Source organism: Halomonas litopenaei (assembly GCF_017303055.1).
GTDB classification, from domain to species: domain Bacteria; phylum Pseudomonadota; class Gammaproteobacteria; order Pseudomonadales; family Halomonadaceae; genus Halomonas; species Halomonas litopenaei_A.
The window spans coordinates 24,379-47,820 of sequence record NZ_JAEKJT010000009.1; the positions used below are offsets into that span (position 1 = coordinate 24,379).

Here is a 23,442-nt window from a genome sequence, read left to right on the forward strand (position 1 = left end):
CGCCTGGTATCACGAGGCAGTGGGCGGCCTGGCGCTAGCTTCACGTCGGCAAATGACGCCCACAGCCGATGCATCATTGATCGGCAAAGCGGGCCTGCTCGGCCACCTTCTGGGTCACCCACTGCGCGTTTTCCAGCGCCTCATCGACCGTTATCTCGCCAGCCAGCGCCTTCGCGAAGCGATTGCCTACCGCCGTGGCGATACCAGGAAAGGCAGCAATCGCCACGTACTGGATGCCACGATACGGCACTGGATCCACCGTCGGGTTCCCAGGATCTGCGGCTGTCAGCGATTCCAGCACCATGTCACTGTATGGCGCTGCGGCCTGATAGTGGGGATTGTCATAGAGGGAGCGGCGAGTACCGGGAGGGACCTGAGCCCACCCTTCATCCTCGGCGACCTGACGTTGGAAGTCTGCCGAGGTGGCCCAGGCGATGAAACGCTTTGCCGCGTCGCTACTAGTGGAGCTCGACGGTATCGCTAGCGCCCATGCCCACAGCCAGTTGGCTCGCTTGCCCAACCCCTGCTGTGGCGCCAGTGCAAACCCCACCCGATCGGCCACCATTGACTCTCGTGGGTTGGTGACGGCGGACGCCGCGACCGTAGCATCCACCCAGATCGCGCACTTGCCCTGCTGAAACAGCGCCAGGTTGTCATTGAAGCCCAGTTGCTCCGGGTTCGGTGGGCCATACTTCCACAGCAACGATAGGTATTGGTCCAGGGCGTCACGCCAGGCGGCCGTCGCCAACTGCGGGACCCACTGCATGTCGAACCAGCGGCCACCATAGGCGTTCGCCATCGCCGTCAACAGCGCCATGTTTTCGCCCCAGCCCGGCTTGCCCCTGAGGCATATGCCGTAGTGCTCATCAGGGTCATGCAACGCAGCGGCAGCCCGGGCGATGAACTCCCAGCTCGGTGACTCGACCATGCTCAACCCGGCTTCGGCGAAAAGATCCTCGCGATACAGGGTAAATGCCGACTCCGCATAGAATGGAGCAGCATAAAGCTGCCCCTGGAACGACAGCGCTTCACGCACTGTGGGCAGTAGATCATCCACCTGGTAGCTGGCTGGCAGGTCGTCAAGGGGAAGCAGCCACCCTCGCTCGGCCCAGATCGCTGCCTCGTAGGTACCAATGGTCACGATGTCAAAGCGCCCCCCCGCAGTGGCGATATCCGTCGTCACATGCTGACGCAGAGTGTTTTCATCCAGCGCCACCCACTGCAACTCGATATCTGGATTCGCGGCGGTAAAGCCCTCACTGAGCTGTTGCATGCGGACCATGTCACGGTTGCCCACCGTGGCGATGGTCAAGGCACTGATCGGCGACGATTCAGCGAGCGCCGCCCCCGTGCTTAACACGCATGTCAGGCTGCCTGTTACCAACACGGTTCTGAGCAACATGGCACCTCCTAAAGTTGCCTTTAACAAACACCTATTAAGCAAACTTAGCAGGCTCCGCCGGATACACACTCCGTAACTGTGCAGCTATGCACACAACCAACAACGCCCTGCAATGGTCCGAAGCGACCGTCGCAGGGCGTGCGGGTAACGACTAGAGGGGAGAAGGATCAGCTGCCAGGTTGCCAGCCGTTGACAATGGGATAGCGGCGGTCGCGGCCAAATCCGCGCTGGGTCACGCGTACTCCGACCGGTGCCTGTCGGCGCTTGTACTCACAGCGGTCCACCAGCTTGACCACCTTGTACACATCCTCGGCACTGTACCCTGCCGCGATGATGGCTTCGGCACTCATGTCACCCTCGATATAGCGCACCAGAATGGCATCCAGGGTGTCGTAGTCAGGCAGCGAGTCACTGTCCTGCTGGTCCGGCGCCAGCTCCGCGGAGGGCGGACGATCGATCACGCGCTCGGGGATGACCAGGTTTTCGGTGTTGCGCCAGCGTGCCAGGCGATACACCCACGTCTTGTAGACGTCCTTGATCGCGTTGTAGCCCCCCACCATGTCGCCGTAGAGAGTGGCGTAACCCACCGCCATTTCACTCTTGTTGCCGGTCGTCAGGACCATCAGTCCCTTCTTGTTCGACAGTGCCATCAACAGCACGCCGCGACAGCGTGACTGCAGGTTTTCCTCGGTGGTATCCCGCTCGGTCCCTTCGAAGCTCTCGGCCAGAGTGTCCATGAAGGCTTCAACCATGGGCGCGATGGGCATGACCTCGTAGCTGACACCGAGAAGTCGGGCCTGTTCGGCGGCATCTTCCTTGGAGATATCGGCGGTGTAGTGATACGGCATCATCACCGCGTGCACCCGCTGAGGCCCCAGTGCATCAACCGCGATGGCCAACGACAGCGCCGAATCGATACCACCGGAGAGGCCCAGTACCACCCCCTGGAAACCGCTCTTGTTGACGTAGTCTCTCAGCCCGGTGACCAGCGCACTGTAAAGGTCTTCTTCTGGCGCCACGTCGAGGTCTACCTCCCCCTGGCGCGGTGTCCAGCGACCCTTTTCGTGCGAAAAATGAACAGGGCTCAGCCAGATGTCCCAGTGGGGAGCCTGGACGGCGAGGCTGCCATCGGCGTCGACGCAGCAAGAGCCACCGTCAAACACCAGCTCATCCTGGCCGCCGATCTGGTTGACGTACACCAGCGGCAGTCCCGCATCACGTGCGCGCTGCTCGAGCAGTGCCAGGCGCTCCGCAGGCTTGTTCTGGTGATAGGGTGAAGCATTCAACGTCACCAGGATGTCAGCACCGGCAGCACGAGTCGCCTGGATCGGCGCTTCCTGCCAGATGTCCTCACAGATCAGGACCCCCAGCTTCGCCCCTTTATGCTCGATCACCAAGGGGCTCGTACCGGCAGTAAAGTAGCGCTGCTCGTCGAAGACCTGGTAGTTGGGCAGCGCCTGCTTGGCGTATTCATCCAGCCACTGTCCGTTGTAGAGGACGCCCGCCATATTGTAGAGCGCGCCTTCGCGACGTCCGGGATAGCCAACGATGACCATCACGTCGCGCACCATCTTGGCGGCCATGCGTGCGCGAGCTTCACGCAATCGCGTCTCCATGGAGGGGCGCAGCAAGAGGTCTTCGGGGGGATAGCCGGTCAGAAAAAGTTCCGGCAGAACAACCACGTCAGCGCCGTGCTCGAGGTAGGCCTCCCGCACGGTCTCGATCGCCCGGTCGGCATTGCCGGGGATGTCGCCCACCAGGGGATCGAGCTGCGCCATCACCAGAGTCAGGTCTTGCATGAGCGAAGAAATCTCTCGAAAATCGATAGGGTCAACCCATTGTCCCGCAAGGGCCGCCAAGTGGCAAAGGCCGCCGCTCATCGAGGGCCGCCTCCCCACCGGGAGTAAGGATGAACCTATTGATTATCCGTCTGCTGATCTTTGCCGTGGTGTTTTTCGCCGGGCTCAAGCTGTATCGCATGTACCGCGAATGGAAGCTCGAGCAACAAGACCACGGCCCGAGCACACAGCAGGGCGGAAAAATGGTCCGCTGCAGCTGGTGCAACGTGCATCTGCCGGAACAGGACGCCCTGCGTGCGCAGGGAAAGTGGTTCTGCTGTGGCGACCATCGTGACAAGTCCCTGGCAGAGCACGAGGACAAGGACAGCGACAACTAGGCCTCGGGGGCCGAGCCTGTCATTACTCCAGCCGGCCCTCCAGGGCATAGGCGGAGGGCTCGATAATGGGCCGGCGTCCCAGCATCTGGTCGACCAGCAGCCGCGTAGACGCCGGAGCCAGCACCAGGCCATTACGATAATGCCCGGCATTGACGTGCAGGTTGTCCCAGCCGGGGGCTCTGCCGATGAAGGGCACCCCATCGGGCGACCCCGGGCGCAGCCCCGCCCACTGGTGTTCTACCTCGCAGCTTGCCAGCGCAGGGATGATCCCGGTGGCAGACTGCCACAATGATTGCCGGGCCTGCTCATCGACTCCCTTGTCGAACCCGGCTTCCTCCAGCGTCGAGCCTGCCAGCACGCGACCATCACCCCGGGGAATCACGTAGCGCCCGTCCATCAACACCACCCGCTCCACCATGCCAGGCGGCGCCTTGAACAGCAGCATCTGGCCCTTGACCGGCCGCACCGGCAGGCTGAGATCCGCCAGCTTGGCCAGCTGGGCGGACCATGCACCCGCACAGATCACTACCTGGTCAGCGCCGACGTCTCCCTGGTCCGTGGCTACCGAGATGACGCGCTGGCCCTGCCGGTTGAGCCCTGTGACCGACGTCTGCTCGGCAAAGGTCACGCCAGGCATGCTTGAAAGCCTCGTCTTGAGCGAACGCATCAAGCGCGGGTTGCGAATACTGCCCAGCGTTGGCATCCACAGGGCGTCCTCGACATCCTGACGCACCTGAGGCTCCTTGGCGCGAATCACCTCCGCCCCTACCCGAGACAGCGGCTTGCCGACTCCCCTGGCCCACGCCAAGGCGCGTGTTTCATCTTCGACACGCAGGTAGAGAAGCCCCTTCTGACGGTATTCTGGATCTATCCCTGTCTCTTCGAGCAGGCGCAGCGACAGCTCGGGATAGGCGCCCTCGGACCAGCTCGCCAACTGGGAAACAGGGTCGCTATAGCGCCATGGGTAAAGCGGCGAGACGATCCCTCCTCCCGCCCAGGAGGCTTCTCTTCCACATTGCCCGCGGTCGATCACCGTGATGCTGTGGCCAGCATCTGCCAACTGCAGGGCCGTCATCAGCCCAATCACGCCACCGCCGATCACCACAAACTCGCTCAAAACACGCCTCCCACCTGTCTACCCCACTATCGAGAACTACACTCGGAACAACACCAGCACGACCAGCACCGCTTCAACGCCATCATCACCTTTGTCGTCAGCCCCAGGGGCATGACGCCGGGCGCGACGGAGGTCTGCCCGTTCATTTCGCCAGCATTGGCGGCAGCGAAGGGAGATTGCCATGGACGACGACCGATCTGCTGCGCACCGTCCTTGCCCCCAAAGGCCTCAGTCGGGTGCGACCCTGCTGGAATTGCTGCTGGTCATCGCCATTATCGGCATGCTGAGCGCGGTGGCCGTGCCGGGCTATCGCGCGATGATCGCTCGCCAGCATATCGCCAGCGACGTTGCGCGGCTACAGGACGCCCTGGCGCTGACCCGCAGTACCGCGATTGTGCGTGCCTCCGAGGTCACCCTGTGTCCTAGTGCTGATGGCGTACACTGCGGTACTGACTGGACAGGAAAGCTGTTGATCAAGGCAGGAGCTCCGAACTGGGGTGGCGCCACACTGCGAGTGTTCCCTCCAAGCCTGCTGCCGCGCATTCGCTTTCGCGAGGACCACAAGCCCGTCAGGTTCTTGGCCAATGGACGGGCCAGCGGGCACAACGGGACCTTCGAGCTGTGCACAAACGACCGGCGTCATGTGCGCCTGGTACTCAGCAATTTCGGCCGCCTGCGCAGCGAGACTCGCTCAACAACGACGCCCTGCCTCGAAGGCTGGGCTTTGTCCGAAAAGTCGACGAGTGAAGGTTAGACAAGGCAAAAATCGGTGAGAAAGCGCAGTTTACGAGGTGTAAATGAGCATTTTGACCGGGCTGGCGTACCAGACGATTTTTAACGCCGTATCACCAAGCGCAGGCACTTTTCGTACAAGCCCTAGGCGGATCGATCCAGCCACAGGGCACCATCGGCACTATCACCACCACCGAGCTCCGGCTCTACCCTCACGTTGTGATCGACAATCACAGTCCCCGCCGACACCAACGCCCCTTGCACCTCGAACGTCGCATTGTCCACATCACCGTGAATGGAAATACCGTTCGCCCAGACGCTGCCGTCCAGGATAACGCCACCCTGACCATTCAGCGTGACCTGCCCCGTCGCCACCACATCACAGCCATAGCTGCCGGAAGGCAGCGTCATGGTCACCGCCCCATCCACGATCACCGCATCCAGGTCAGCGTGGGCGGACAGGTCCATGGTGCCGTCAAAGCCCCTGTCGCTATCGCACAGCACGGTGTGATTCTGATACGCACAGCCACTCGCATCAAACGGCACCCCCTCAAAGGCCGCGAACACTTCATCCATGTAGGGTCTCGGGTCGAGCGACGGAGCGGACTGCCCTGGCGACGGCGCAGTGTTCCAGCACATCTGCACATCGTTCGGACCATAGTTGACGAAGGGGCCCGCCGACACGGTGTCACAGCCATCCGGGAGCGCGGGAACGGGACTTGCGCCACCGTCCCCTTTCGATGCGGCAATAATGACACCGTGCAATGCCAGATGATGAGACCCATCCTCGACGTAGCCCACGACAAGACGAGCCGCACTTCCCTCATGATCGCAAGGGGACCACCGGTAGCCAACGCCAGGCTGATTCGGCAGGGTACCCGCCTCTCGCCAGGAGGGCCCCCACCCTCCTGCCATCACCTGCTGCTCCAACACCTGGCAGGTTTCCTCGGTGGCCGACAGGGTCATATCGAGATCTTGCATCACCTCGGCAGCGCCCCAGTCGGCGGCCATCTGTGCTTGAGCCATGGCTCGCATATTGCCGGCAAGACGTTCGTCGACCACGGAGGACTGGACCGCTGCCATGGCAATCACCGAGGCGATGGCCACCAGCGACAGCACCACCAGAAGCACCGCCCCACGCTGTCTGTCGCACCTCGAACATCTGTTCATGGCGAGCCCTCCAGCGACGCCATGGCGGTCTGGCGATTTACCACGTGCAACGACAAGGGCACGGGACTGTGAGGCAGGCTCAGCGTGATGCGATAGAGCCCCTCACCAAGCGACTCCAGCACGGGATCCTGGTCACAGTGACCGCTATCGGCCAGGCCATCGACCAAGGGCTCACCACTCAGCGCATCGTGCAGGGTGCAGCCTTCGCCATCGAGCGAAGGCCGGAGCACGTAGCTGTCTACGTCAGCCGCCCCGCGCCGCACCGCGGCGGTCACGGTATCCAACGCATAGCTGATCACTGCCTGACGATCGGCGAGTCGCAAGACCGTATTGGCGCTGACATTGGCCTCATGAAACAGGTTCCCCGCGGCAAGGATGACCAGGCTCCCCACCAGCATGGCCACCATCAGCTCGACCAGTGACACGCCACGCTGCGCGCCCAGGCGGATAGCGACGTGCCCGCGCCCCAGCCCGCTCATATGTGATCCCTGACCGGCAACTTGACCCAGTACTCGAACACGCTGGGATCGGAGAAGCGTTCGTCCTGCCAGCGAATCGATATCTTGAAGGCGCAGTCTTCGGCAGGCTCGATCGACTGATCGGCGTCGGCAAGACCCGGTAGAAAGGGCGCCCAATGCAGGTGCCACTGATGTGAGCGAAGGCTTTGCGCAGCATCGGGAGGACACTCGCCGTCTAGCGCCGTCATGCTCGCCCACAGCAGCTCCCTGGCATCCTGGGCGGCCAGGTCGGCGAGAGACCGCTGAATGCTGGAGTGCGCCCCCTGGAGGCTGCGCAGCTGCAGCCCTGCAATACCCAGCAAGCCAACTGACAGCAGCAGCAGGGCCACCAGTGCCTCAAGCAGGGAAAAGCCACGCTGCCTCGCTGGCGTGCTCATACGGCCCCCTCTCCCGCCCCCGAGCGTACGATGCCGCTGGGCTCCACGCGGATCCAGCGGCGCTCGCCTGCAGGCGAGCTCAGCCACAGCCGGCATGGTGGCTCGAAATGACACTGGTCAAGCCGCCCCATGAGGTCAAAGGTGACGTCACCGGCGGTCAGGGTCGTACCATCGGTACGTGAGCTTTGCTCGATCATCAGCGCTGGTTCGCCGTGACTGGCGGACACGGGACAACCCTCAGCAGCGCTGTTGCCTGCCAGCACCTCCAGTCGCCAGTGACCGCTGCATTCCTGCACTCGTACTGTCACATTCTGACGGCGAGTCAGGGCCGTCGTCCGTGCCAGGGTCAAGGCGCCCACCAGCTGGTTGGCATCGGCGACCAGACGCTCATGCCGCAACCACTGGTGCAGATTGGGCACCGCCACCGTCGCCATCAGCGCGACCACCGCCAAGCCCAGGACCAGCTCCATCAAGGTCATCCCTCGCTGGCGGCGACTACCAGCACTCATTCGGTGCACGCTCCCCGGTCTGGTCCATGGTCAGGCTGTCGCATCCGCCCTTGACCGAGTGGGCATCCACCGCCCGGGCCTCAAGAAAGAAGCGACCCGGATAACGCTCCACGGTCAGCAGATAGAAACCTGACGCCGAGGGCGTGGCCAGGCCATCGCAGGCGGGCGCATCATACGCCTGGTCACGGGTGTAGCAGCGCTCCAATGAAGAGGCCGCGGTCAACAGCAGCGCGCGGCCATCGGCGACCCGGCTCTCCCGCAGGTGTTCGGTGTACATCGGGTATGCCACCGATGCCAACAGGCCCAGGATGGCGACACACAGCAGCAATTCCAGCAGCGTAAAGCCCGCCTGGCCTCGCCGCCCCCCTGCTGCCGTCTGCCGTCCTGACGAAGGCCGGGAGCCAGCGCAACGGCGGCTACCTGCTGTGCGCCTTTGGCGATCCCCCACGCATGCACCACGCCTGGCTGGCGGCTGCAGTCTTACCATCATCAGGCATCTCCGGCTCGTTTTCGCCCCAAGTATGTCCCAGAGGGACGGCCAAAGGCAGGCGCTGGATCAAGGATCTGTCACAGAGCAACGAATAGGCACAGAAATCTGGTCACCCTGAGCCTTGAATGCAAAAACGCCGCCCTGTGACAGGCGGCGCTTTCGTATCGGTGCTTTCTTATCGACGCATTCTTGTCGGCGTGAAGCTCAACGCTCGCAAGGGGTCTTGCTCGAAGACTAGTCGCTGACGATAACCCGGTCACGCAGCTCTCGGGGCATCGAGAAGGTAATCGTTTCTTCACGTCCTGCCAGTTCCTCGGGCGCTTCGGCTCCCAGTTCGATCAGCCGGTCGATCACACCCTTGACCAGCACTTCGGGGGCACTGGCCCCGGCCGTAACGCCGACGGAAGTCACGCCGTCGACCCACGCCGGATCAATTTGCTCGGCATTGTCGATAAGGTAGGCGGCGGTGCCCACACGTTCGGAAAGCTCCCGCAGTCGATTGGAATTGGAGCTGTTCGGGCTACCCACCACCAACACCAGATCTGTTGCCGCGGCCAGTTCCCTCACCGCATCCTGACGATTCTGGGTGGCGTAGCAGATATCGTCCTTGCGCGGGCCTTGTATCTCGGGGAAGGTCGCACGCAAGGCGTCAATCACGCGAGCGGTGTCATCCATGGAGAGGGTCGTCTGGGTGACGAAGGCGAGCCGACTGGGATCCTTGACCTCCAGCCGAGCGACGTCATCCTCATCCTCCACCAGGTAGATCTGGCCACCATAGGAAACATCATAACGTCCCATGGTCCCTTCCACTTCAGGGTGGCCCTCGTGGCCGATCAAGATGCACTCTTGCCCACGGCGGGCATAGCGAAGCACCTCCATATGCACCTTGGTCACCAATGGGCAGGTGGCATCAAACACCTTCAACCCGCGCTGCTCGGCTTCCTCTTGCACCGCTCGCGATACACCGTGGGCGGAAAAGATCACGATGACATCATCGGGCACTTCATGCAGCTCTTCGACGAAGACCGCGCCGCGCTCACGCAGGCTATCGACCACAAAGCGGTTGTGGACCACTTCATGACGCACATAGATCGGCGGTCCGAACACATCCAGCGCGCTGTTGACGATATCGATGGCCCGGTCGACGCCGGCACAGAAGCCGCGGGGATTGGCCAACTTGATTTGCATGGTCTGCCTTGCCTTGGCGCCTTCTAGGCGTCTGATTGAGCGGTGGTTTAGCAAATGAATACACTGCTGGTGGATCAGGCTCTCACCCGCTGGGCCTCGCCTGACACACCCAGAGACGCAGGCCTGTCAGTGCGTCGTGGCGGGTTTGACGCCCAGTACCTCGACCTCAAAGGTCAGGGTGCGTCCTGCCAGCGGATGGTTGAAGTCCACTTCCACCATGTCTCCATCCAGCTCGGTGATGACACCGGGAAGCTCGTCACCGTTGACGTCGGCAAACGACATCACGGTGCCCACTTCGGGCTCATCGCCGTTGAACACATCGCGCTTCATGCGCTGAATATTCTGCGGATTGTGCTGGCCAAAGGCATGCTCGGGGCTGACCTCGAAGCTGCCGCTGTCGCCATCTGTCATGCCCTTCAGCGGTTGCTCGAAACCGGGTGGCAGGTTGCCGTCGCCCAGCTGAAAGGTAGCTGGACTCTTGTCGCGGGTGCTGTCCACCACGGTGCCATCTTCCAGCTTGAGGGTGAAGTGCAGAGTGACTTCCATGCCCTCGTCGATACGGTAGTCGCTCATGGGATCTCCAAAAGAGTGACAGACCGGCGGGGGTCGGTAACGCCCCCGCCGGCAAAGGAGGGGGTTAGCCGCGCCGGGCGCGTCGACGTTCGCCGAAGATGGACTCCCAGATCAGGCCGATGGCCCCCAGGGTAATACCGATATCGGCCACGTTGAAGGCCGGGTAGTACCAGCCCGCCACATGGAACGACAGAAAGTCGACCACGTAGCCATGCACCAGCCGATCGTAAAGGTTGCCCAGGGCGCCCCCGATGATCAGCGCCAGGCAAGCTCCCAGCAGCTTTTCATCCTGGCGCAGCCGCTTCATCCAGATGGTCAGGCCGACGGTGGCCGCCACCGCAATGGCGGCAAACAGCCAGCGCTGCCAGCCTGGGTGGTCAGCCAGGAAGCTGAAGGCGGCACCAGTGTTGTGCAGCAACGTCAGGTTGAAGAACGGCAGCACTTCAACCGGCGTAGCGTAGCTCAGGGACTGGCTCATCAGCGCCTTGGTTCCAAGGTCGAGCACGATCCAGACCAACGCCAGCCACCACCAGCGCAGCGGCTGCTTCATCGGTTGCACCTGAGAACTCATCGCGTCCTTTGCCTCCTTGGCAGTCGACTCGGCCGAATCAGGCATAGTAACGCACCTCGCCCGAGCCATCGGGCAGGTTGCTGACACAGCGCGAGCACAGGTCGGGGTGCTCGGGCAGCGAGCCTACCTCAGGACGATGATGCCAGCAGCGCTCACACTTGGCGTGGTCACTGGCACTCACTGCCACCTTGAGACCTTCGACATCGGTATCCGCGGCATCGCTGGCCTCGGCCAGCGGCGCCAGGCGCACGTCGCTGGTGAGCATGACAAAGCGCAGCTCATCGCCCAGCCGCGACAGTAGCTCGCTGAGTTCATCGCTGACGTACAGCGTCACCTCGGCGGCCAGGCTGCCCTTGATGGTCTTGGCGTTACGGGCGTCTTCCAGGCACTTGTTGACCGCTTGCTTGACGGTCAGCACCTGCTCCCAGAAGTCACGGCCCATGCTGGCGTCGCCACTGAGGGTGGACAGACCGGTGTAGTAGGTCTCCAGCAGTACGCTGCGGCCCTGCTCCAGACCTTGCTCACCAGGAATATTCTCGAAGATTTCCTCGGCGGTGAACGACAGGATCGGCGCGACCCAGCGCACCAGCGCCTGAACCACGTGATACAGCGCGGTCTGGGCGCTGCGGCGGGCCTGGGAGTCCGCCTGGGTGGTGTACTGGCGATCCTTGATCACATCCAGGTAGAAGCCACCCAGCTCCCGCGCACAGAAACCATGCACCTGCTGATAGACGTCGAGGAAGCGATACTCGGCATAGGCCGTCTCGATGCGCTCCTGCAGCTGGGCCGCGCGGTCCACCACCCACTGGTCCAATGCCAGCATGTCATCGAAGGCCAGCGCATCGCGCTCGGGGTTGAAGCCGTTGAGGTTGGCCAGCAGGAAGCGTGCGGTATTACGAATGCGCCGGTAGACGTCAGCGGTGCGCTTCAAGATCTCGTCCGACACCGCCATCTCGCCTGAGTAGTCGGTAGACGCCACCCACAGGCGGAGGATGTCGGCCCCCAACTTGTCCATCACCTCCTGCGGAGCCACCACATTGCCCATGGACTTGGACATCTTGCGGCCTTGCGCGTCAACGGTGAAGCCGTGGGTCAGGAGACCGCGATAAGGTGGATGACCATCGATGGCGCAGCCGGTCAACAGCGATGAGTGGAACCAGCCACGATGCTGGTCGGAGCCCTCCAGGTAGAGGTCCGCTCGCGGCCCGCTCTGGTGCCCATGGGGGTGCGAGCCACGCAGCACATGGCGATGGGTAGTACCAGAGTCGAACCACACATCCAGCGTGTCGGTGACCTTGTCATACTGACCGGCCTCGTCGCCAAGCAGCTCTGCCGGATCAAGGCTGAACCAGGCGTCGATGCCGGCCTGGTCGACCAGGTCTGCCACTTGCTCGGTCAACTCTACCGTGCGCGGGTGCAGCTCGCCGGTCTCCTTGTGCAGGAAGAACGGGATCGGAACCCCCCAGTTACGCTGGCGGGAGATACACCAGTCCGGGCGGTTGGCGATCATGCTATGCAGGCGAGCCTTGCCCCAGGCCGGCACGAACTGGGTCGCTTCGATGCCCTCAAGTGCACTCTCGCGCAGGGTGCGGCCATCGTGCCCCGGAATGTCCATACCGACGAACCACTGGGCGGTAGCACGGTAGATGACCGGCGTCTTGTGGCGCCAGCAGTGCATGTAGCTGTGAGTGATGGTCTTGTGGGCCATCAGCGCACCTGTCTCGGACAGGGCCTCGACGATCTTCGGATTGGCCTTCCAGATCAGCATGCCACCGAACAGGGGCAGATCATCGACATAGCAACCGTCGCCCTTGACCACGCTGATGAAGTCGCTGAAGTCCATGCCGTAGCGACGGCAGGAGTCGAAGTCATCGACCCCGTGCACCGGTGCCGAGTGAACGATGCCGGTGCTGCCTTCATCGCAGGTCACGTAGTCGGCCAGATACATCGGCGCGGTGCGCTCATACAGCGGGTGCTGGAACTCGATCAGCTCCAGGCGCTCACCGCGAGCGGTAGCGACCACGTCACCGCTGAGACCGAAGCGTTCCAGGCAGCTCTCTACCAGGTCCTCGGCCAACAGCAGCAGGCGCTCGCCCGTGTCGACCAGCGCATAGTTGAATTCGGGATGGACGTTGAGCGCCTGGTTGGCCGGAATGGTCCAGGGCGTCGTGGTCCAGATCACCACGGCGGCAGGCTTCGTCAGGCTGTCCAGGCCGAACGCGGCGGCGAGCTTGTCCGCATCGGCACAGGTGAAGGCCACATCGATGGCATCGGACTTCTTGTCGGCGTACTCGACCTCGGCCTCGGCCAGGGCAGAACCGCAATCGAAGCACCAGTTGACCGGCTTGAGTCCCTTGAACACGTAGCCGCCCTTGACCATATCGGCCAGCGCGCGAATCTCACCGCCCTCATTGGCGTAATCCATGGAGCGATACGGGTTGTCCCAGTCGCCCACCACGCCCAGACGCACAAAGTCCTGAAGCTGGCCCTGGACCTGCTCGGCGGCGTAGTCACGACACAGGGCCCGCGCCTTTTCGGGCTCCAGGTGCTTGCCGTGGGTTGTCTCGACCTTGTGCTCGATGGGCAGGCCGTGACAATCCCAGCCCGGCACGTAGGGTGCATCGAAGCCCGCCAGGTTCTTCGACTTGACGATAATGTCCTTGAGAATCTTGTTGACGGCATGACCGATGTGAATGCTGCCATTGGCGTAGGGAGGGCCGTCGTGCAGCACGAACACCTCCTGGCCCTGGCGTGCTTCACGCAAGCGCTGGTAAATGTCCAGCTTCTGCCACTGTTCAATCCGGGCCGGCTCGCGCTTGGGCAGCATGCCGCGCATCGGGAATTCGGTTTCTGGCAGATTCAGAGTGTGCTTGTAGTCGCTCATAGTCCTGGGGTCAGCCGTCATCATGATCGGCGGGGCCCTGCCCCGCCGGGGAATCCTGGGTTACGGCCTCGCGCGCACGGGGCGCCGACGCCAGAGGATACTCTTCAAAAAAGGGTCGTCTACCGCTGTCGTACCGGGCAAACACCTCGCGGGCCCGGTCGATATCGGCATAGATCTGTGTCTTCAGCGCGGCAAAGTCGGCAAAGGTCTCCTCCCCCCGCAGCTTGGCACAGGGCACTACTGTCAGCCGTCGACCGTAGAGATCACGCTCAACGTCCAGCAGGTGTGCCTCGAGCACAGGGCGTACCGACCCCACCGTGGGGCGCCAGCCAATGTTCACCACGGCCGGATAGCGCGTGCCGCTATCGCCTTCCACCTCCACCATGGCCGCATAGACACCTCGCAGCACCAGCGGTCCTGGCAGCAACGGAAGGTTAGCCGTCGGGACACCGATGGTGCGGCCACGCTGCTGGTCAGGCACCACCCGCCCGCGAAAGCAGTAAGGGCGCCCAAGCAGTTGAGCCGCTGCCTTGAAATTGCCGCAGGCCAGCAGGGTTCGCACCCGCGTGCTCGACACCCTGTCATCATCGACACGGAAGGTCAGGGTATGTTCTACCGTGAACCCCTGACATTTCCCTGCTTCGGTCAACAGGGCGAAATCCCCACGGCGGTCGCAGCCAAAGCGGAAGTCGTCTCCCACCACCAGATGCTGAACATCCAGGCCCTCGACCAGTACCCGGTCGATGAACTGCGCTGCCGTCAGCTGGCGCAGCGATTCGTTGAACGGCAGACACAGCACCCGATCAACGCCGCACTCGCCCAGCAACTTTACCTTGTCACGCAAGCGCGTCAGCCGCGGTGGCGCCTGGTCACCGGCAAAATACTCCCTGGGCTGGGGTTCGAACACCACCGCAGTGACCGCGAGGTCGCGCCTGGCCGCCTCAGCGTGACACTGGTCGAGAATGGCACGATGACCCAGGTGGACCCCATCGAAGTTGCCGATGGTGGCGACCGTGCCTCTGTGCCTCTCGCGCAGATTGTGCAAGCCTCGGATTACTTCCATGAGCCGGATCACACCGAACCTAAAGGGTGACGAGTATAACGAAGTGCAGGGGGCCACGTCTTCCCGCTGACCCATTGCACGTCCATGGGCTAGCCCTTGAGCCGGAAGTGCCTGACGCGCACACCGGTGATCCCAAGCCAGGCAAAATAGGTCGCCCCGCCAGCGGCCACCAGCCCAAGCATCCACAGCGCCCGCGCGACAAGCGACCAGGTCAGCCACTGGTGCCAGTCAGGCGCCAGCAGTATCAGCACGCCCGCCATGGCGACGCAGCCGCCCCCCAGCTGCACCCCAAAACGCCCCCAGCCAGGCTGAAAGTTCAGCACTCCTTGACGACGCAGCAGCCACGCCAGCATGCCGGCGTTCAGGAAAGCCGACAGCGCGGTCGCCAAGGCCAGGCCAGCGTGGGCCAGTGGCCAGATCAGGATCAGGTTGAAGACCATGTTGGCCACCATGGCGACGATCCCTACCTTGACCGGCGTCTTGGTGTCATGGCGGGCAAAGAAGCCTGGCGCCAGCACCTTGATCAGCATGAACGCCACCAGCCCAAGGGCATAGGCACGCAGGCTCATCGCCGCCATCACGATGTCATTGTCGGTCATGGCGCCATAGTGGAAGAGCGTGATCAGCAGCGGCTCGGCCAGCAGTGCTAGCGCCAGCGCCGCCGGCAGCCCGAGCAGCAGGACAGCACGCAGCGCCCAGTCCAGCATCTGACTGAAATGCTCGGTGGAGGCTTCCGCATGACGGCGTGACAGGGCAGGCAGGATGACCGTCCCGATGGCGACACCAAAGACGCCCAGCGGCAGCTCCACCAAGCGGTCCGAGTAGTACAGCCAGGATACACTGCCGGCCGCCAGCAACGACGCCAGGATGGTATCCAGCAGCAGGTTGATCTGGGATACCGATACGCCGAACAGCGCGGGTGCCATCAGCTTGAGGATGCGGCGCACGCCTTCATGAGCGAAGTTTGGCCAGGGCCGTGGCATAAGCCCCAGGCGGACCAGAAAAGGCACCTGAAACAATAGCTGCGCCGCCCCCGCAATCAGCACGCCCCAGGCCAGCGCCATGGACGGCTCGCTCATCAAGGGAGTCAGCAGCAGGGCAGCTCCGATCAGCGACAGGTTGAGCAGCACCGGGGTGAAGGCGGGCACGGCAAACCGATTCCAGGTGTTGAGCACACTGCCCGCGAATGCGGTCAGCGAAATCAACAGCAGATAGGGAAAGGTCAGCCTGAGCATATCAGCCGTCAGCGCCAGCTTTTCGGGGTCGCGAGCAAAGCCGGGGGCAAACAGCCAGGTCAGCCAGGGCGCCGCCACGATCGCCAGCGCGGTGATCAGTGCCAGCACCGCAGCCAGGCTGCCACACACGGCGTTGAGCAGCTCACGCACCTCATCGCGGGTGCGGGTGGTCGAATACTCAGACAGCACAGGCACGAAGGCCTGATTGAAGGCGCCCTCGGCAAACAGCCGGCGCATGAAGTTGGGGATCTTGAACGCCACGAAGAAGGCGTCAGCACCTTGCCCAGCCCCCAGCAACGTGGCAATCACCACGTCGCGCACCAACCCCAGCACTCTCGACACCATGGTCATGCTGCTGACCACCAGGCCAGAGCGCATCAAGCCACGCCGCGCGGGGGGACGCGCAGCGCCATCCTCCGCCGCGCCAGCAGGAGTTCCACTGCCTTGTTCCAGCGAGCGGCTCAGATCGCTCGCCTCGTGCTCAGGGCGATCATTGCTCGCCTGTGGCTGTCGACGCTCGTCACTCACGTCATCTCACCCTTTATCGCAGGACCCTTTGTGTCGGGACCATCGTTGCAGGACCATCGTCATGGAAGCCAACCTGGCGGTGGTGGCCAGAGCCAATCAGCAGACACAAAAAAACCGGCCGAAGCCGGTTTTTCGTCAGCATGACTCGGGCTCGCCGCGTCACACCGAGAGCGCAGTACCGGCTTACGCAGCCAGTGCCTTAATGCGCTTGTTCAGACGGCTCTTGATACGAGCGGCCTTCTTCTTGGACAGCGTGTCCTTGTCGGCAATGCGGTCGATGACCGGCTGGGCTGCCTTGAAGGCGTCCATTGCCTGGGCGTGATCGCCAGAGTTGATTGCCTTGATCACGCGCTTGACGTAAGTGCGGACCATGCTGCGCTGGCCTGCCTTCAGGACACGACGAGTTTCTGCCTGACGGGCGCGCTTACGGGCTTGCTTGCTGTTAGCCACTGACTGTCTCCTTGGAGAAAGTTGTCGTCACCGTCATACGATGACTTGATAACATTTTGATCCAACAGGGGAAAATAAAAAATCCCCGTCGGCCTGGCCATCTGGCCGACCGCCAACGCAACCTATGTTGCAAGGCAATCGTTACGGGCCGTGTCTGAGAGGATGGCGCATCCTATCATGTCAAGCCCCGGGGTGCCAGCTTTTCGGCACGTGTTGCCAGACGCCCCTGACAAGGCGGGTACAGGATGTGGCCTTGTCAAAACACCACCAGGTTGTCGCGGTGAATCAACTCGGGCGCCTCCATGTAGCCCAGTAGCTCGCAGATGCGTCCGCTGGGCTGCCCAAGGATCTTGCTCGCGTCATCCACGTGGTAATTGATCAACCCCTTGGCAACACGCTCTCCCTGCTCATCTACACAAAGCACCATGTCACCGCGGGCAAACCTGCCTTGAACGCCTTTTACGCCCACAGGCAGCAACGACGACCCCTTGTCACGCAGGACGCGCACTGCCCCGCTGTCCAGCGTCAAGGTGCCACGCACCTGCAGCTGACCGGCGAGCCAGCGCTTGCGAGCGGCCATGGGAGCACGATCGGGAGTCAGCAGAGTACCCAGACGCTCGCCATCCGCGAGACGCTCCAGCACCCGCGGCTGGCGACCGCTGGCGATGACCGTGACCGCGCCCGAGCGGGCAGCCAGCCTGGCGGCGCGCACCTTGGTCGTCATGCCCCCGCGCCCAAGCGCACCGCCGCCGCCGGCCACCGCTGAAAGCCGCGGATCATCGGCACGGCCTTCCTGAATCAGGTTGGCATCCGGGTCATGGCGGGGGTCCGCATCGAACAGGCCTTCCTGGTCGGTCAGGATCACCAGCGCGTCCGCTTCCAGCAAGTTCGCCACCAACGCGCCCAGGGTGTCATTGTCACCGAAGCGAATTTCGTCGGTCACCACCGTGTCGTTCTCGTTGATCACGGGAACAACCTTGAGGTCGACCAACGTCCTGAGGGCGGATCGCGCATTCAGGTAGCGCTTGCGATTGGACAGGTCATCGTGGGTCAGCAGGATCTGCGCGGTAAGCAGCTCATGACGGCCAAAATGGCTTTCATAGGTTTCCGTCAGCACATTCTGCCCTACGGCCGCCGCCGCCTGGAGCTGATGAACTGACGACGGGCGAGATGCCCACCCCAGGCGCACCATGCCGGCAGCCACCGCCCCCGACGACACCAGGACCACTTCGACCCCGCGGGACGCCAGGGCGGCAATCTGGTCCACCCAGCCGCCAATGGCGTCGTCATCGAGGCCACGGCCATCGTTGGTCAACAGGGCGCTGCCGATCTTGACCACCACCCGCCGCGCGCTGCTCAGGGCGTCTCGCCCCGGAACCTGCTCTACGCTGTGCATCCTTTCCTCGACCTGTTCACGCTACCGACCGCGCCTGCTGCTGACAGCCCGGCAGCCCTATTGAACGTATTCGACCTCGACGTCGTGATCATCGTCGTCCAGATCATCATCGTCGTCGTCATCAACATGCTTGCGACGCCGCCCGAGACGAGCCTCGGTGCGCGCCACGGCCTCATCTTCCATCCGCTGGCGCATGTCCTGCTCGCGCTCCATGGCCTCTTCATCTTCGTTCTCGAGGGTGCGCTGTTCGGTCAACCAGCGATGAGCCGCCTGCACCAGCGCATCGGTGCCATCATTGGAGATGGCCGAGATACGGAAGACCGGCCCCTGCCAGTCAAGCCGACGCACGATCTCTGCCGCCACCGACTCACGCTCGTCTTCCGGCAGCAGATCCAGCTTGTTGAGCACCAGCCAGCGCGGACGCTCCGCCAGCGTCGGTGAAAACTGCCCAAGCTCATGCATGATGGCGGCCGCAGCATCCACCGGATCAGACTCATCGAAGGGTGCCACATCCACCACATGGAAGAGCAGCCGGGTACGGGTCAGGTGCTTGAGAAAGCGCAGTCCCAGGCCGGCGCCGTCGGAGGCACCTTCAATCAGCCCGGGCACGTCCGCCATGACAAAGTGCTCGTGCATCCCCAGCTTGACCACGCCAAGGTTGGGCACAAGGGTGGTAAACGGGTAGTTGGCCACCTTGGGCTTGGCCGCTGAGACGGAGCGAATCAGCGTCGACTTGCCGGCATTGGGCAGCCCCAACAGCCCGACATCGGCCATCACCTTCATTTCCAGGCGCAAGTTGCGGCGCTCACCCTCTGTACCAGGCGTGGTCCGACGCGGCGCGCGATTGGTAGACGACTTGAAGTGGATATTACCAAGCCCGCGACGACCACCCTGGGCCACCTGCACGACCTGGCCGACCTCCGTCACGTCAGCGATCACCTCAAGGGTATCTTCATCAATGACGGTGGTTCCCACCGGGACCTTCACGTGGAGGTCCTCGCCAGCCTTGCCACTCATCTGACGGCCCTGCCCGGGCTGCCCGTTCTGCGCCTTGTAGAAGCGCTGGTACTTGAAGTCGATCAGCGTATTGAGGGCGTCGTCACCAATCAGGTAAACACACCCACCATGACCGCCATCTCCACCATCCGGGCCGCCCTTGGGCACGTACTTCTCACGACGGAAGCTGAGACAACCGTTACCCCCGTTGCCCGCCTCCACGATGATCGAGGCTTCATCGACGAACTGCATCTGTCACTCTCCTGGCGGAAGCTTTCCACCATGATACAAGAAGGCCCCGCGCTTGGCGGGGCCTTCCGGGGCCTGACAGCAGACGAACTTCACGGCCGCTGCCTACCCATGGCGCTCGGGGCGGTCTCAGGCAGAGACAACGCTCACGAACTTACGGTTCTTCGGACCCTTGGTCTCGAACTTGACCACACCTTCGTCCAGTGCGAAGAGAGTGTGATCCTTGCCGATGCCAACACCGGTGCCGGCGTGGAACTTGGTGCCACGCTGACGCACGATGATGTTGCCCGGGGTCACTGCCTGGCCGCCGAACAGCTTGACGCCAAGGCGTTTGCTTTCACTGTCGCGACCGTTACGTGTGGAGCCGGCTGCCTTCTTATGAGCCATTGCAAAGTCCTCGCTCGTTGAGGGAATAGTCCGCTACGCATTCGCCGTGAGGCGAGGCGTTCTTAGGCAGAAATTCCGGTGATTTTAACTTCAGTGAACCACTGACGGTGGCCCTGACGCTTCATGTGGTGCTTACGACGACGGAACTTGATGATGGTGACCTTTTCGCCACGGCCGTGGGAAACGATCTCAGCGCTCACCTTGGCGCCGGCTACCAGCGGGGCACCGACGGTGACGTCGTCGTCATTACCAACCAGCAGGACTTCGTCGAATTCGACGGTATCGCCAGTCGGAATTTCCAGCTTCTCGAGCTTGAGAGTCTGGCCTTCCTGAACGCGGTACTGCTTGCCACCGCTTTTGATCACTGCGTACATGCTGTTTCTCCAGATACTCATCGGGGTTGGCTCTTGATCGACCTGCTTCGAGTGGCGCCCCTTTTGGCAGCCATCTGACAGGGAGCATGGATGAGTGGGCCGCGAATTATAACGATGCCCGCGCGACAACACAACCCGACGACTGCCGTCAAGCCACATTGCCGGCAAAAACCTCTTCACGGGCCCTGCCAGGGTGCTTATCGTCTTGACGGCCCCATAGGGGGCCCATAGCATGACCGGCAACCTGGCCCCTGGCCTCCCATCTCTATAAGCCGAAGCCGCCTTCATGCCTGTCAACGCCACCACGCCTTCATCTGCAGCTCCTTCGCCGATTCATGCGGTGGTCGCCGACGACTTCGCCGCCGTCAACCAGACCATCCTGGACCAGCTTGCCTCCCGCATCCCGCTGGTCGAAACCATTGGGCAATACATCATCGAAAGCGGTGGCAAACGTCTGCGCCCGCTGCTGGTGCTGCTGGCGGCAAGGGCGTTGAACTACCAAGGCGAGCGTCACATTACCCTGGCCACGCTGATCGAGTTCATGCATACCTCGACGCTGCTCCATGATGACGTCGTCGATGAGTCACACATGCGCCGCGGCAAGGCCACCGCCAACGACGCCTGGGGCAATGCGCCATCGGTGCTGGTGGGTGACTTTCTCTACTCGCGTTCGTTCCAGATGATGGTCGACGTCGGCTCGATGCGGATCATGGAAGTGCTGTCCGCCGCCACCTGCACCATCGCCGAGGGCGAGGTCCAGCAGCTCACCAACGTGGGCAATCCGGACACCGACGAAGCGGCCTACTTCGACACCATTCTTGGCAAGACAGCCATGCTGTTCGAGGCGGCGTCCCATAGCGGCGCCATTCTCGCCGGCGCCGATGAGCAGCAGGAACAGGCGCTGGCGAACTACGGGCGCTATCTCGGCCTGGCGTTCCAGCTTATTGACGACCTGCTCGACTACGAAGGCGACGCCAAGGCCATGGGCAAGAATGTCGGTGACGACCTGGCGGAAGGCAAGCCGACCCTGCCGCTGATTCAGGCCATGGCCGCCGGCACGCCGGAACAGACCCGCATCATACGTCGCGCCATCCGCAAGGGCGGACTCGACCATCTCGATGAGGTGCTGTCCATCGTTACCGCTACAGGGGCCCTGGATTACACTCGCCAGAAAGCGGAAGAGATGGTCTCGAAGGCGCTGACAGAACTCGATCAGCTGCCGCCCTCTCCCTACCGTGACAGCATGGCCGAGCTGGCCCGCCTGGCGGTGGAGCGCAAGACCTGACAATCGCCAGGCCTGAAAGGCAGCAGGAAAGTGCCCTCAAGTGTCGGGCAAGCTGGAAAAAAGTACCGAATCGGGCTCGCAAGAGTTGCATCAATCACAAGGATCCGTATACTACGCATCCGTTGAGGGGCACACCTCACGCGTCGGAGTATAGCTCAGCTTGGTAGAGCGCTGCCTTCGGGAGGCAGAGGTCGTAGGTTCGAATCCTGCTACTCCGACCAAAGAATTTCACAGAAAAAGGCTCCTACGAACATTTCGCAGGAGCCTTTTTCGTTTCTGATACCCCATGTCGAGCTGGCGCTTAAGCAGCATCATTAGACCGCGGACCTTTTCGACCCCACCTGCACGTCGCTCCTGCCAACGCTACCGTCCAAAAGACCCCGCGGCGTCACTCAGGTCGCCCTGCCTTGCGCCGGACGATACTGTGCGTCACATCCTCTGTTCTGTCTAAGCTCAACTCCCTGAGCTCATCTTCCTATGCTGAACCCAACTCAGCTCAACAGTGATATAAGCATCAATGACAGCGCTGGTACGTAGGCAATCACCAGCAGCGTCAGGACCATAGCCGTCACGAAAGGCACGATCCCCTTGATGACCGTACCCAAGGGCGCGTTACCAATCCGAGCTGCGACGAACAGGTTGATCCCCAGCGGCGGGGTAATAAAGCCAATCGCCAGGCTGACCACCATCACGATGCCAAAGTGCACGGCATCAATCCCCATGGAGGTGGCCACCGGATAGAGAATCGGTGACAGCACCAGAATGGCGGGGGTGGTATCCATCACGCAGCCAACCACCAGCAAAAGCACCAGAATCACCAGCAACATCACCGCCGGACTCGACGAGAACTGCAGCATGAAGTCGGCGATGGCCACCGGGATCTGCTCAATCGTGAGAATACGGGCAAAGGTGGAGGCACAGCCAAGGATCACCATGACCGTGCCAGTGGTAGCACAGGAGCCCGCGATCACCTTGAAGATGTCTCTGGGCGAGAGCTCCCGGTGGATAAAGACACCGCAGACAAATGCATAGACGGCTGCGACAGCCGCCGCCTCGGTCGGCGTGAAGATCCCCGCATAGATGCCACCAAGAATGATCACGGGGTTGAGCAGCGCCCACTTGGCTTCCCATACCAGGCACAGCGTCCTGCGCCCTTCAAAGGGCTCCTCAGTGCCTTTCCAACCCATTTTTCTGGAGTAGAAGTAGGCGTAAAGGATCAGCACCATACCGATCAACAATCCGGGCAATACGCCACCCAGAAACATGTTGGAGATGGAGGTGCCGGTAGAGACACCGTAGAGCACCATCGGAATGGATGGAGGAATGATGACGCCGATGCTCCCCGCCGCCGCCACCAGTGCAAGCACGAAGGACCTGGAATAGCCCGCATCAAGCATGGTCGGTATGACCATGGAGCCGACGGCCGCAACGGTCGCCGGACCAGAACCCGATACCGCAGCAAAGAACATGCACACCACCACTGTGACGATGGCCAGCCCTCCCGTCACACGCCCAAAGAAGGCAGACGCCACCGCCAGAATACGCCGGGAAACCCCACCGGCCCCCATCAGGTCACCCGCCAGGATAAACAGCGGAATCGCCATGATCGGAAAGCTGTCGGTAGCGGATACCAGGGTCTGCGCCACATACAGATCGGACAGCGTGCCAAAGGTGAGAATTGTCACCACACAGGAGAGACCGATGGCGATGCCCACTGGCACATTGAGGATCAACAGCGCGACCAGGCTCAGAAACAACACGGCTGCAGTCAT

The 23,442-nt window shown here is 62.3% G+C and carries 23 protein-coding genes and 1 tRNA gene; 4 read left to right on the forward strand and 20 right to left on the reverse strand.

From position 1 onward, the window contains the following. Positions 1-73 precede the first annotated feature (73 nt). On the reverse strand, positions 74-1,402 hold the full coding sequence (locus JF545_RS16745; protein WP_206943981.1) for an ABC transporter substrate-binding protein: 1,329 nt from the start codon (positions 1,400-1,402) through the stop codon (positions 74-76). Between the two features lie 167 nt (positions 1,403-1,569). Continuing rightward, complete coding sequence (locus JF545_RS16750; RefSeq protein ID WP_206943983.1) at positions 1,570-3,201, reverse strand: NAD+ synthase; 1,632 nt, start codon at positions 3,199-3,201, stop codon at positions 1,570-1,572. Positions 3,202-3,311: 110 nt separating this feature from the next. On the opposite strand from JF545_RS16750, the gene JF545_RS16755 reads away from it, so the two are divergent. Beyond that, positions 3,312-3,578 carry a PP0621 family protein gene (locus JF545_RS16755; RefSeq protein WP_206943985.1) on the forward strand — a complete coding sequence of 89 codons (267 nt, stop codon included), beginning with the start codon at positions 3,312-3,314 and terminating at the stop codon, positions 3,576-3,578. A 22-nt stretch (positions 3,579-3,600) separates the two neighbouring features. Here the strand turns inward: JF545_RS16755 and thiO are convergent, their stop codons facing one another. Next, complete coding sequence (gene thiO / locus JF545_RS16760; protein WP_206943987.1) at positions 3,601-4,695, reverse strand: glycine oxidase ThiO; 1,095 nt, start codon at positions 4,693-4,695, stop codon at positions 3,601-3,603. 181 nt (positions 4,696-4,876) lie between these two features. Here thiO and JF545_RS16765 point away from each other — a divergent pair, with 181 nt between their 5' ends. Next, the gene (locus JF545_RS16765; RefSeq protein ID WP_206943988.1) at positions 4,877-5,449 is read left to right on the forward strand and encodes a GspH/FimT family pseudopilin; all 573 of its coding nucleotides are present in this window, start codon (positions 4,877-4,879) and stop codon (positions 5,447-5,449) included. Between the two features lie 122 nt (positions 5,450-5,571). Here the strand turns inward: JF545_RS16765 and JF545_RS16770 are convergent, their stop codons facing one another. From JF545_RS16770 to rplU, 16 genes are all read right to left on the reverse strand, one after another. Next, positions 5,572-6,597, reverse strand: a complete 1,026-nt coding sequence (locus JF545_RS16770) for a PilX N-terminal domain-containing pilus assembly protein (protein WP_206943989.1) — start codon at positions 6,595-6,597, stop codon at positions 5,572-5,574. Further along, positions 6,594-7,076, reverse strand: a complete 483-nt coding sequence (locus tag JF545_RS16775) for a PilW family protein (RefSeq protein ID WP_206943990.1) — start codon at positions 7,074-7,076, stop codon at positions 6,594-6,596. Before JF545_RS16775 ends, JF545_RS16770 begins: the two co-directional genes overlap by 4 nt. After that, positions 7,073-7,492 carry a type IV pilus modification protein PilV gene (gene pilV, locus JF545_RS16780; RefSeq protein WP_206943991.1) on the reverse strand — a complete coding sequence of 140 codons (420 nt, stop codon included), beginning with the start codon at positions 7,490-7,492 and terminating at the stop codon, positions 7,073-7,075. The genes JF545_RS16775 and pilV overlap by 4 nt, the downstream gene beginning before the upstream one ends. Then, positions 7,489-8,001 (reverse strand): GspH/FimT family pseudopilin, encoded by a 513-nt coding sequence (locus JF545_RS16785; RefSeq protein ID WP_206944235.1) that lies wholly within the window; start codon positions 7,999-8,001, stop codon positions 7,489-7,491. The genes pilV and JF545_RS16785 overlap by 4 nt, the downstream gene beginning before the upstream one ends. Continuing rightward, positions 7,988-8,491, reverse strand: coding sequence for a type IV pilin protein (locus JF545_RS16790; RefSeq protein WP_206943992.1), 504 nt, complete (start codon positions 8,489-8,491; stop codon positions 7,988-7,990). Before JF545_RS16790 ends, JF545_RS16785 begins: the two co-directional genes overlap by 14 nt. A gap of 234 nt (positions 8,492-8,725) precedes the next feature. Further along, positions 8,726-9,679, reverse strand: coding sequence for a 4-hydroxy-3-methylbut-2-enyl diphosphate reductase (ispH, locus tag JF545_RS16795; RefSeq protein ID WP_206943993.1), 954 nt, complete (start codon positions 9,677-9,679; stop codon positions 8,726-8,728). 126 nt (positions 9,680-9,805) lie between these two features. Further along, positions 9,806-10,252, reverse strand: coding sequence for an FKBP-type peptidyl-prolyl cis-trans isomerase (gene fkpB / locus JF545_RS16800; protein ID WP_206943994.1), 447 nt, complete (start codon positions 10,250-10,252; stop codon positions 9,806-9,808). A gap of 64 nt (positions 10,253-10,316) precedes the next feature. Continuing rightward, on the reverse strand, positions 10,317-10,823 hold the full coding sequence (gene lspA / locus JF545_RS16805) for a signal peptidase II (RefSeq protein WP_224852145.1): 507 nt from the start codon (positions 10,821-10,823) through the stop codon (positions 10,317-10,319). A 37-nt stretch (positions 10,824-10,860) separates the two neighbouring features. Continuing rightward, entirely contained in the window at positions 10,861-13,707 is a 2,847-nt protein-coding gene (gene ileS, locus JF545_RS16810) for an isoleucine--tRNA ligase (RefSeq protein ID WP_206943998.1), read from the reverse strand. A gap of 10 nt (positions 13,708-13,717) precedes the next feature. Then, a complete protein-coding gene (ribF, locus tag JF545_RS16815) occupies positions 13,718-14,770 on the reverse strand; it encodes a bifunctional riboflavin kinase/FAD synthetase (protein WP_206944000.1) in 1,053 nt (350 codons plus the stop codon). Between the two features lie 89 nt (positions 14,771-14,859). Next, on the reverse strand, positions 14,860-16,383 hold the full coding sequence (gene murJ / locus JF545_RS16820) for a murein biosynthesis integral membrane protein MurJ (protein WP_206944236.1): 1,524 nt from the start codon (positions 16,381-16,383) through the stop codon (positions 14,860-14,862). A gap of 333 nt (positions 16,384-16,716) precedes the next feature. After that, positions 16,717-16,983 (reverse strand): 30S ribosomal protein S20, encoded by a 267-nt coding sequence (rpsT, locus tag JF545_RS16825; protein ID WP_206944002.1) that lies wholly within the window; start codon positions 16,981-16,983, stop codon positions 16,717-16,719. 256 nt (positions 16,984-17,239) lie between these two features. Continuing rightward, the gene (proB, locus tag JF545_RS16830; RefSeq protein ID WP_206944003.1) at positions 17,240-18,379 is read right to left on the reverse strand and encodes a glutamate 5-kinase; all 1,140 of its coding nucleotides are present in this window, start codon (positions 18,377-18,379) and stop codon (positions 17,240-17,242) included. A 57-nt stretch (positions 18,380-18,436) separates the two neighbouring features. Beyond that, positions 18,437-19,627, reverse strand: coding sequence for an Obg family GTPase CgtA (gene cgtA / locus JF545_RS16835; RefSeq protein ID WP_206944004.1), 1,191 nt, complete (start codon positions 19,625-19,627; stop codon positions 18,437-18,439). Between the two features lie 126 nt (positions 19,628-19,753). Beyond that, positions 19,754-20,011, reverse strand: coding sequence for a 50S ribosomal protein L27 (rpmA, locus tag JF545_RS16840; RefSeq protein ID WP_097790539.1), 258 nt, complete (start codon positions 20,009-20,011; stop codon positions 19,754-19,756). A 62-nt stretch (positions 20,012-20,073) separates the two neighbouring features. Beyond that, positions 20,074-20,385 (reverse strand): 50S ribosomal protein L21, encoded by a 312-nt coding sequence (rplU, locus tag JF545_RS16845; RefSeq protein WP_206944005.1) that lies wholly within the window; start codon positions 20,383-20,385, stop codon positions 20,074-20,076. A gap of 286 nt (positions 20,386-20,671) precedes the next feature. Here rplU and ispB point away from each other — a divergent pair, with 286 nt between their 5' ends. After that, the gene (gene ispB, locus JF545_RS16850; RefSeq protein WP_206944006.1) at positions 20,672-21,670 is read left to right on the forward strand and encodes an octaprenyl diphosphate synthase; all 999 of its coding nucleotides are present in this window, start codon (positions 20,672-20,674) and stop codon (positions 21,668-21,670) included. Positions 21,671-21,814: 144 nt separating this feature from the next. Then, positions 21,815-21,891 (forward strand) — tRNA-Pro (locus JF545_RS16855). Between the two features lie 270 nt (positions 21,892-22,161). On the opposite strand, the gene JF545_RS16860 is transcribed toward JF545_RS16855, so the two are convergent. After that, complete coding sequence (locus JF545_RS16860; RefSeq protein WP_206944007.1) at positions 22,162-23,442, reverse strand: TRAP transporter large permease; 1,281 nt, start codon at positions 23,440-23,442, stop codon at positions 22,162-22,164.

What these genes read in the sequence shown, in the direction of transcription:
- JF545_RS16745 (WP_206943981.1), bottom strand. Translation starts at nt 1,402, where the DNA reads ATGTTGCTCAGAACCGTGTTGGTAACAGGCAGCCTGACATGCGTGTTA.
- JF545_RS16750 (WP_206943983.1), bottom strand. Translation starts at nt 3,201, where the DNA reads ATGCAAGACCTGACTCTGGTGATGGCGCAGCTCGATCCCCTGGTGGGC.
- JF545_RS16755 (WP_206943985.1), top strand. Translation starts at nt 3,312, where the DNA reads ATGAACCTATTGATTATCCGTCTGCTGATCTTTGCCGTGGTGTTTTTC.
- JF545_RS16765 (WP_206943988.1), top strand. Translation starts at nt 4,877, where the DNA reads ATGGACGACGACCGATCTGCTGCGCACCGTCCTTGCCCCCAAAGGCCT.
- JF545_RS16770 (WP_206943989.1), bottom strand. Translation starts at nt 6,597, where the DNA reads ATGAACAGATGTTCGAGGTGCGACAGACAGCGTGGGGCGGTGCTTCTG.
- JF545_RS16775 (WP_206943990.1), bottom strand. Translation starts at nt 7,076, where the DNA reads ATGAGCGGGCTGGGGCGCGGGCACGTCGCTATCCGCCTGGGCGCGCAG.
- pilV (WP_206943991.1), bottom strand. Translation starts at nt 7,492, where the DNA reads ATGAGCACGCCAGCGAGGCAGCGTGGCTTTTCCCTGCTTGAGGCACTG.
- JF545_RS16785 (WP_206944235.1), bottom strand. Translation starts at nt 8,001, where the DNA reads ATGAGTGCTGGTAGTCGCCGCCAGCGAGGGATGACCTTGATGGAGCTG.
- JF545_RS16790 (WP_206943992.1), bottom strand. Translation starts at nt 8,491, where the DNA reads ATGATGGTAAGACTGCAGCCGCCAGCCAGGCGTGGTGCATGCGTGGGG.
- ispH (WP_206943993.1), bottom strand. Translation starts at nt 9,679, where the DNA reads ATGCAAATCAAGTTGGCCAATCCCCGCGGCTTCTGTGCCGGCGTCGAC.
- fkpB (WP_206943994.1), bottom strand. Translation starts at nt 10,252, where the DNA reads ATGAGCGACTACCGTATCGACGAGGGCATGGAAGTCACTCTGCACTTC.
- lspA (WP_224852145.1), bottom strand. Translation starts at nt 10,823, where the DNA reads ATGAGTTCTCAGGTGCAACCGATGAAGCAGCCGCTGCGCTGGTGGTGG.
- ileS (WP_206943998.1), bottom strand. Translation starts at nt 13,707, where the DNA reads ATGAGCGACTACAAGCACACTCTGAATCTGCCAGAAACCGAATTCCCG.
- ribF (WP_206944000.1), bottom strand. Translation starts at nt 14,770, where the DNA reads ATGGAAGTAATCCGAGGCTTGCACAATCTGCGCGAGAGGCACAGAGGC.
- murJ (WP_206944236.1), bottom strand. Translation starts at nt 16,383, where the DNA reads ATGCGCTCTGGCCTGGTGGTCAGCAGCATGACCATGGTGTCGAGAGTG.
- proB (WP_206944003.1), bottom strand. Translation starts at nt 18,379, where the DNA reads ATGCACAGCGTAGAGCAGGTTCCGGGGCGAGACGCCCTGAGCAGCGCG.
- cgtA (WP_206944004.1), bottom strand. Translation starts at nt 19,627, where the DNA reads ATGCAGTTCGTCGATGAAGCCTCGATCATCGTGGAGGCGGGCAACGGG.
- rpmA (WP_097790539.1), bottom strand. Translation starts at nt 20,011, where the DNA reads ATGGCTCATAAGAAGGCAGCCGGCTCCACACGTAACGGTCGCGACAGT.
- rplU (WP_206944005.1), bottom strand. Translation starts at nt 20,385, where the DNA reads ATGTACGCAGTGATCAAAAGCGGTGGCAAGCAGTACCGCGTTCAGGAA.
- ispB (WP_206944006.1), top strand. Translation starts at nt 20,672, where the DNA reads ATGCCTGTCAACGCCACCACGCCTTCATCTGCAGCTCCTTCGCCGATT.
- JF545_RS16860 (WP_206944007.1), bottom strand. Translation starts at nt 23,442, where the DNA reads ATGACTGCAGCCGTGTTGTTTCTGAGCCTGGTCGCGCTGTTGATCCTC.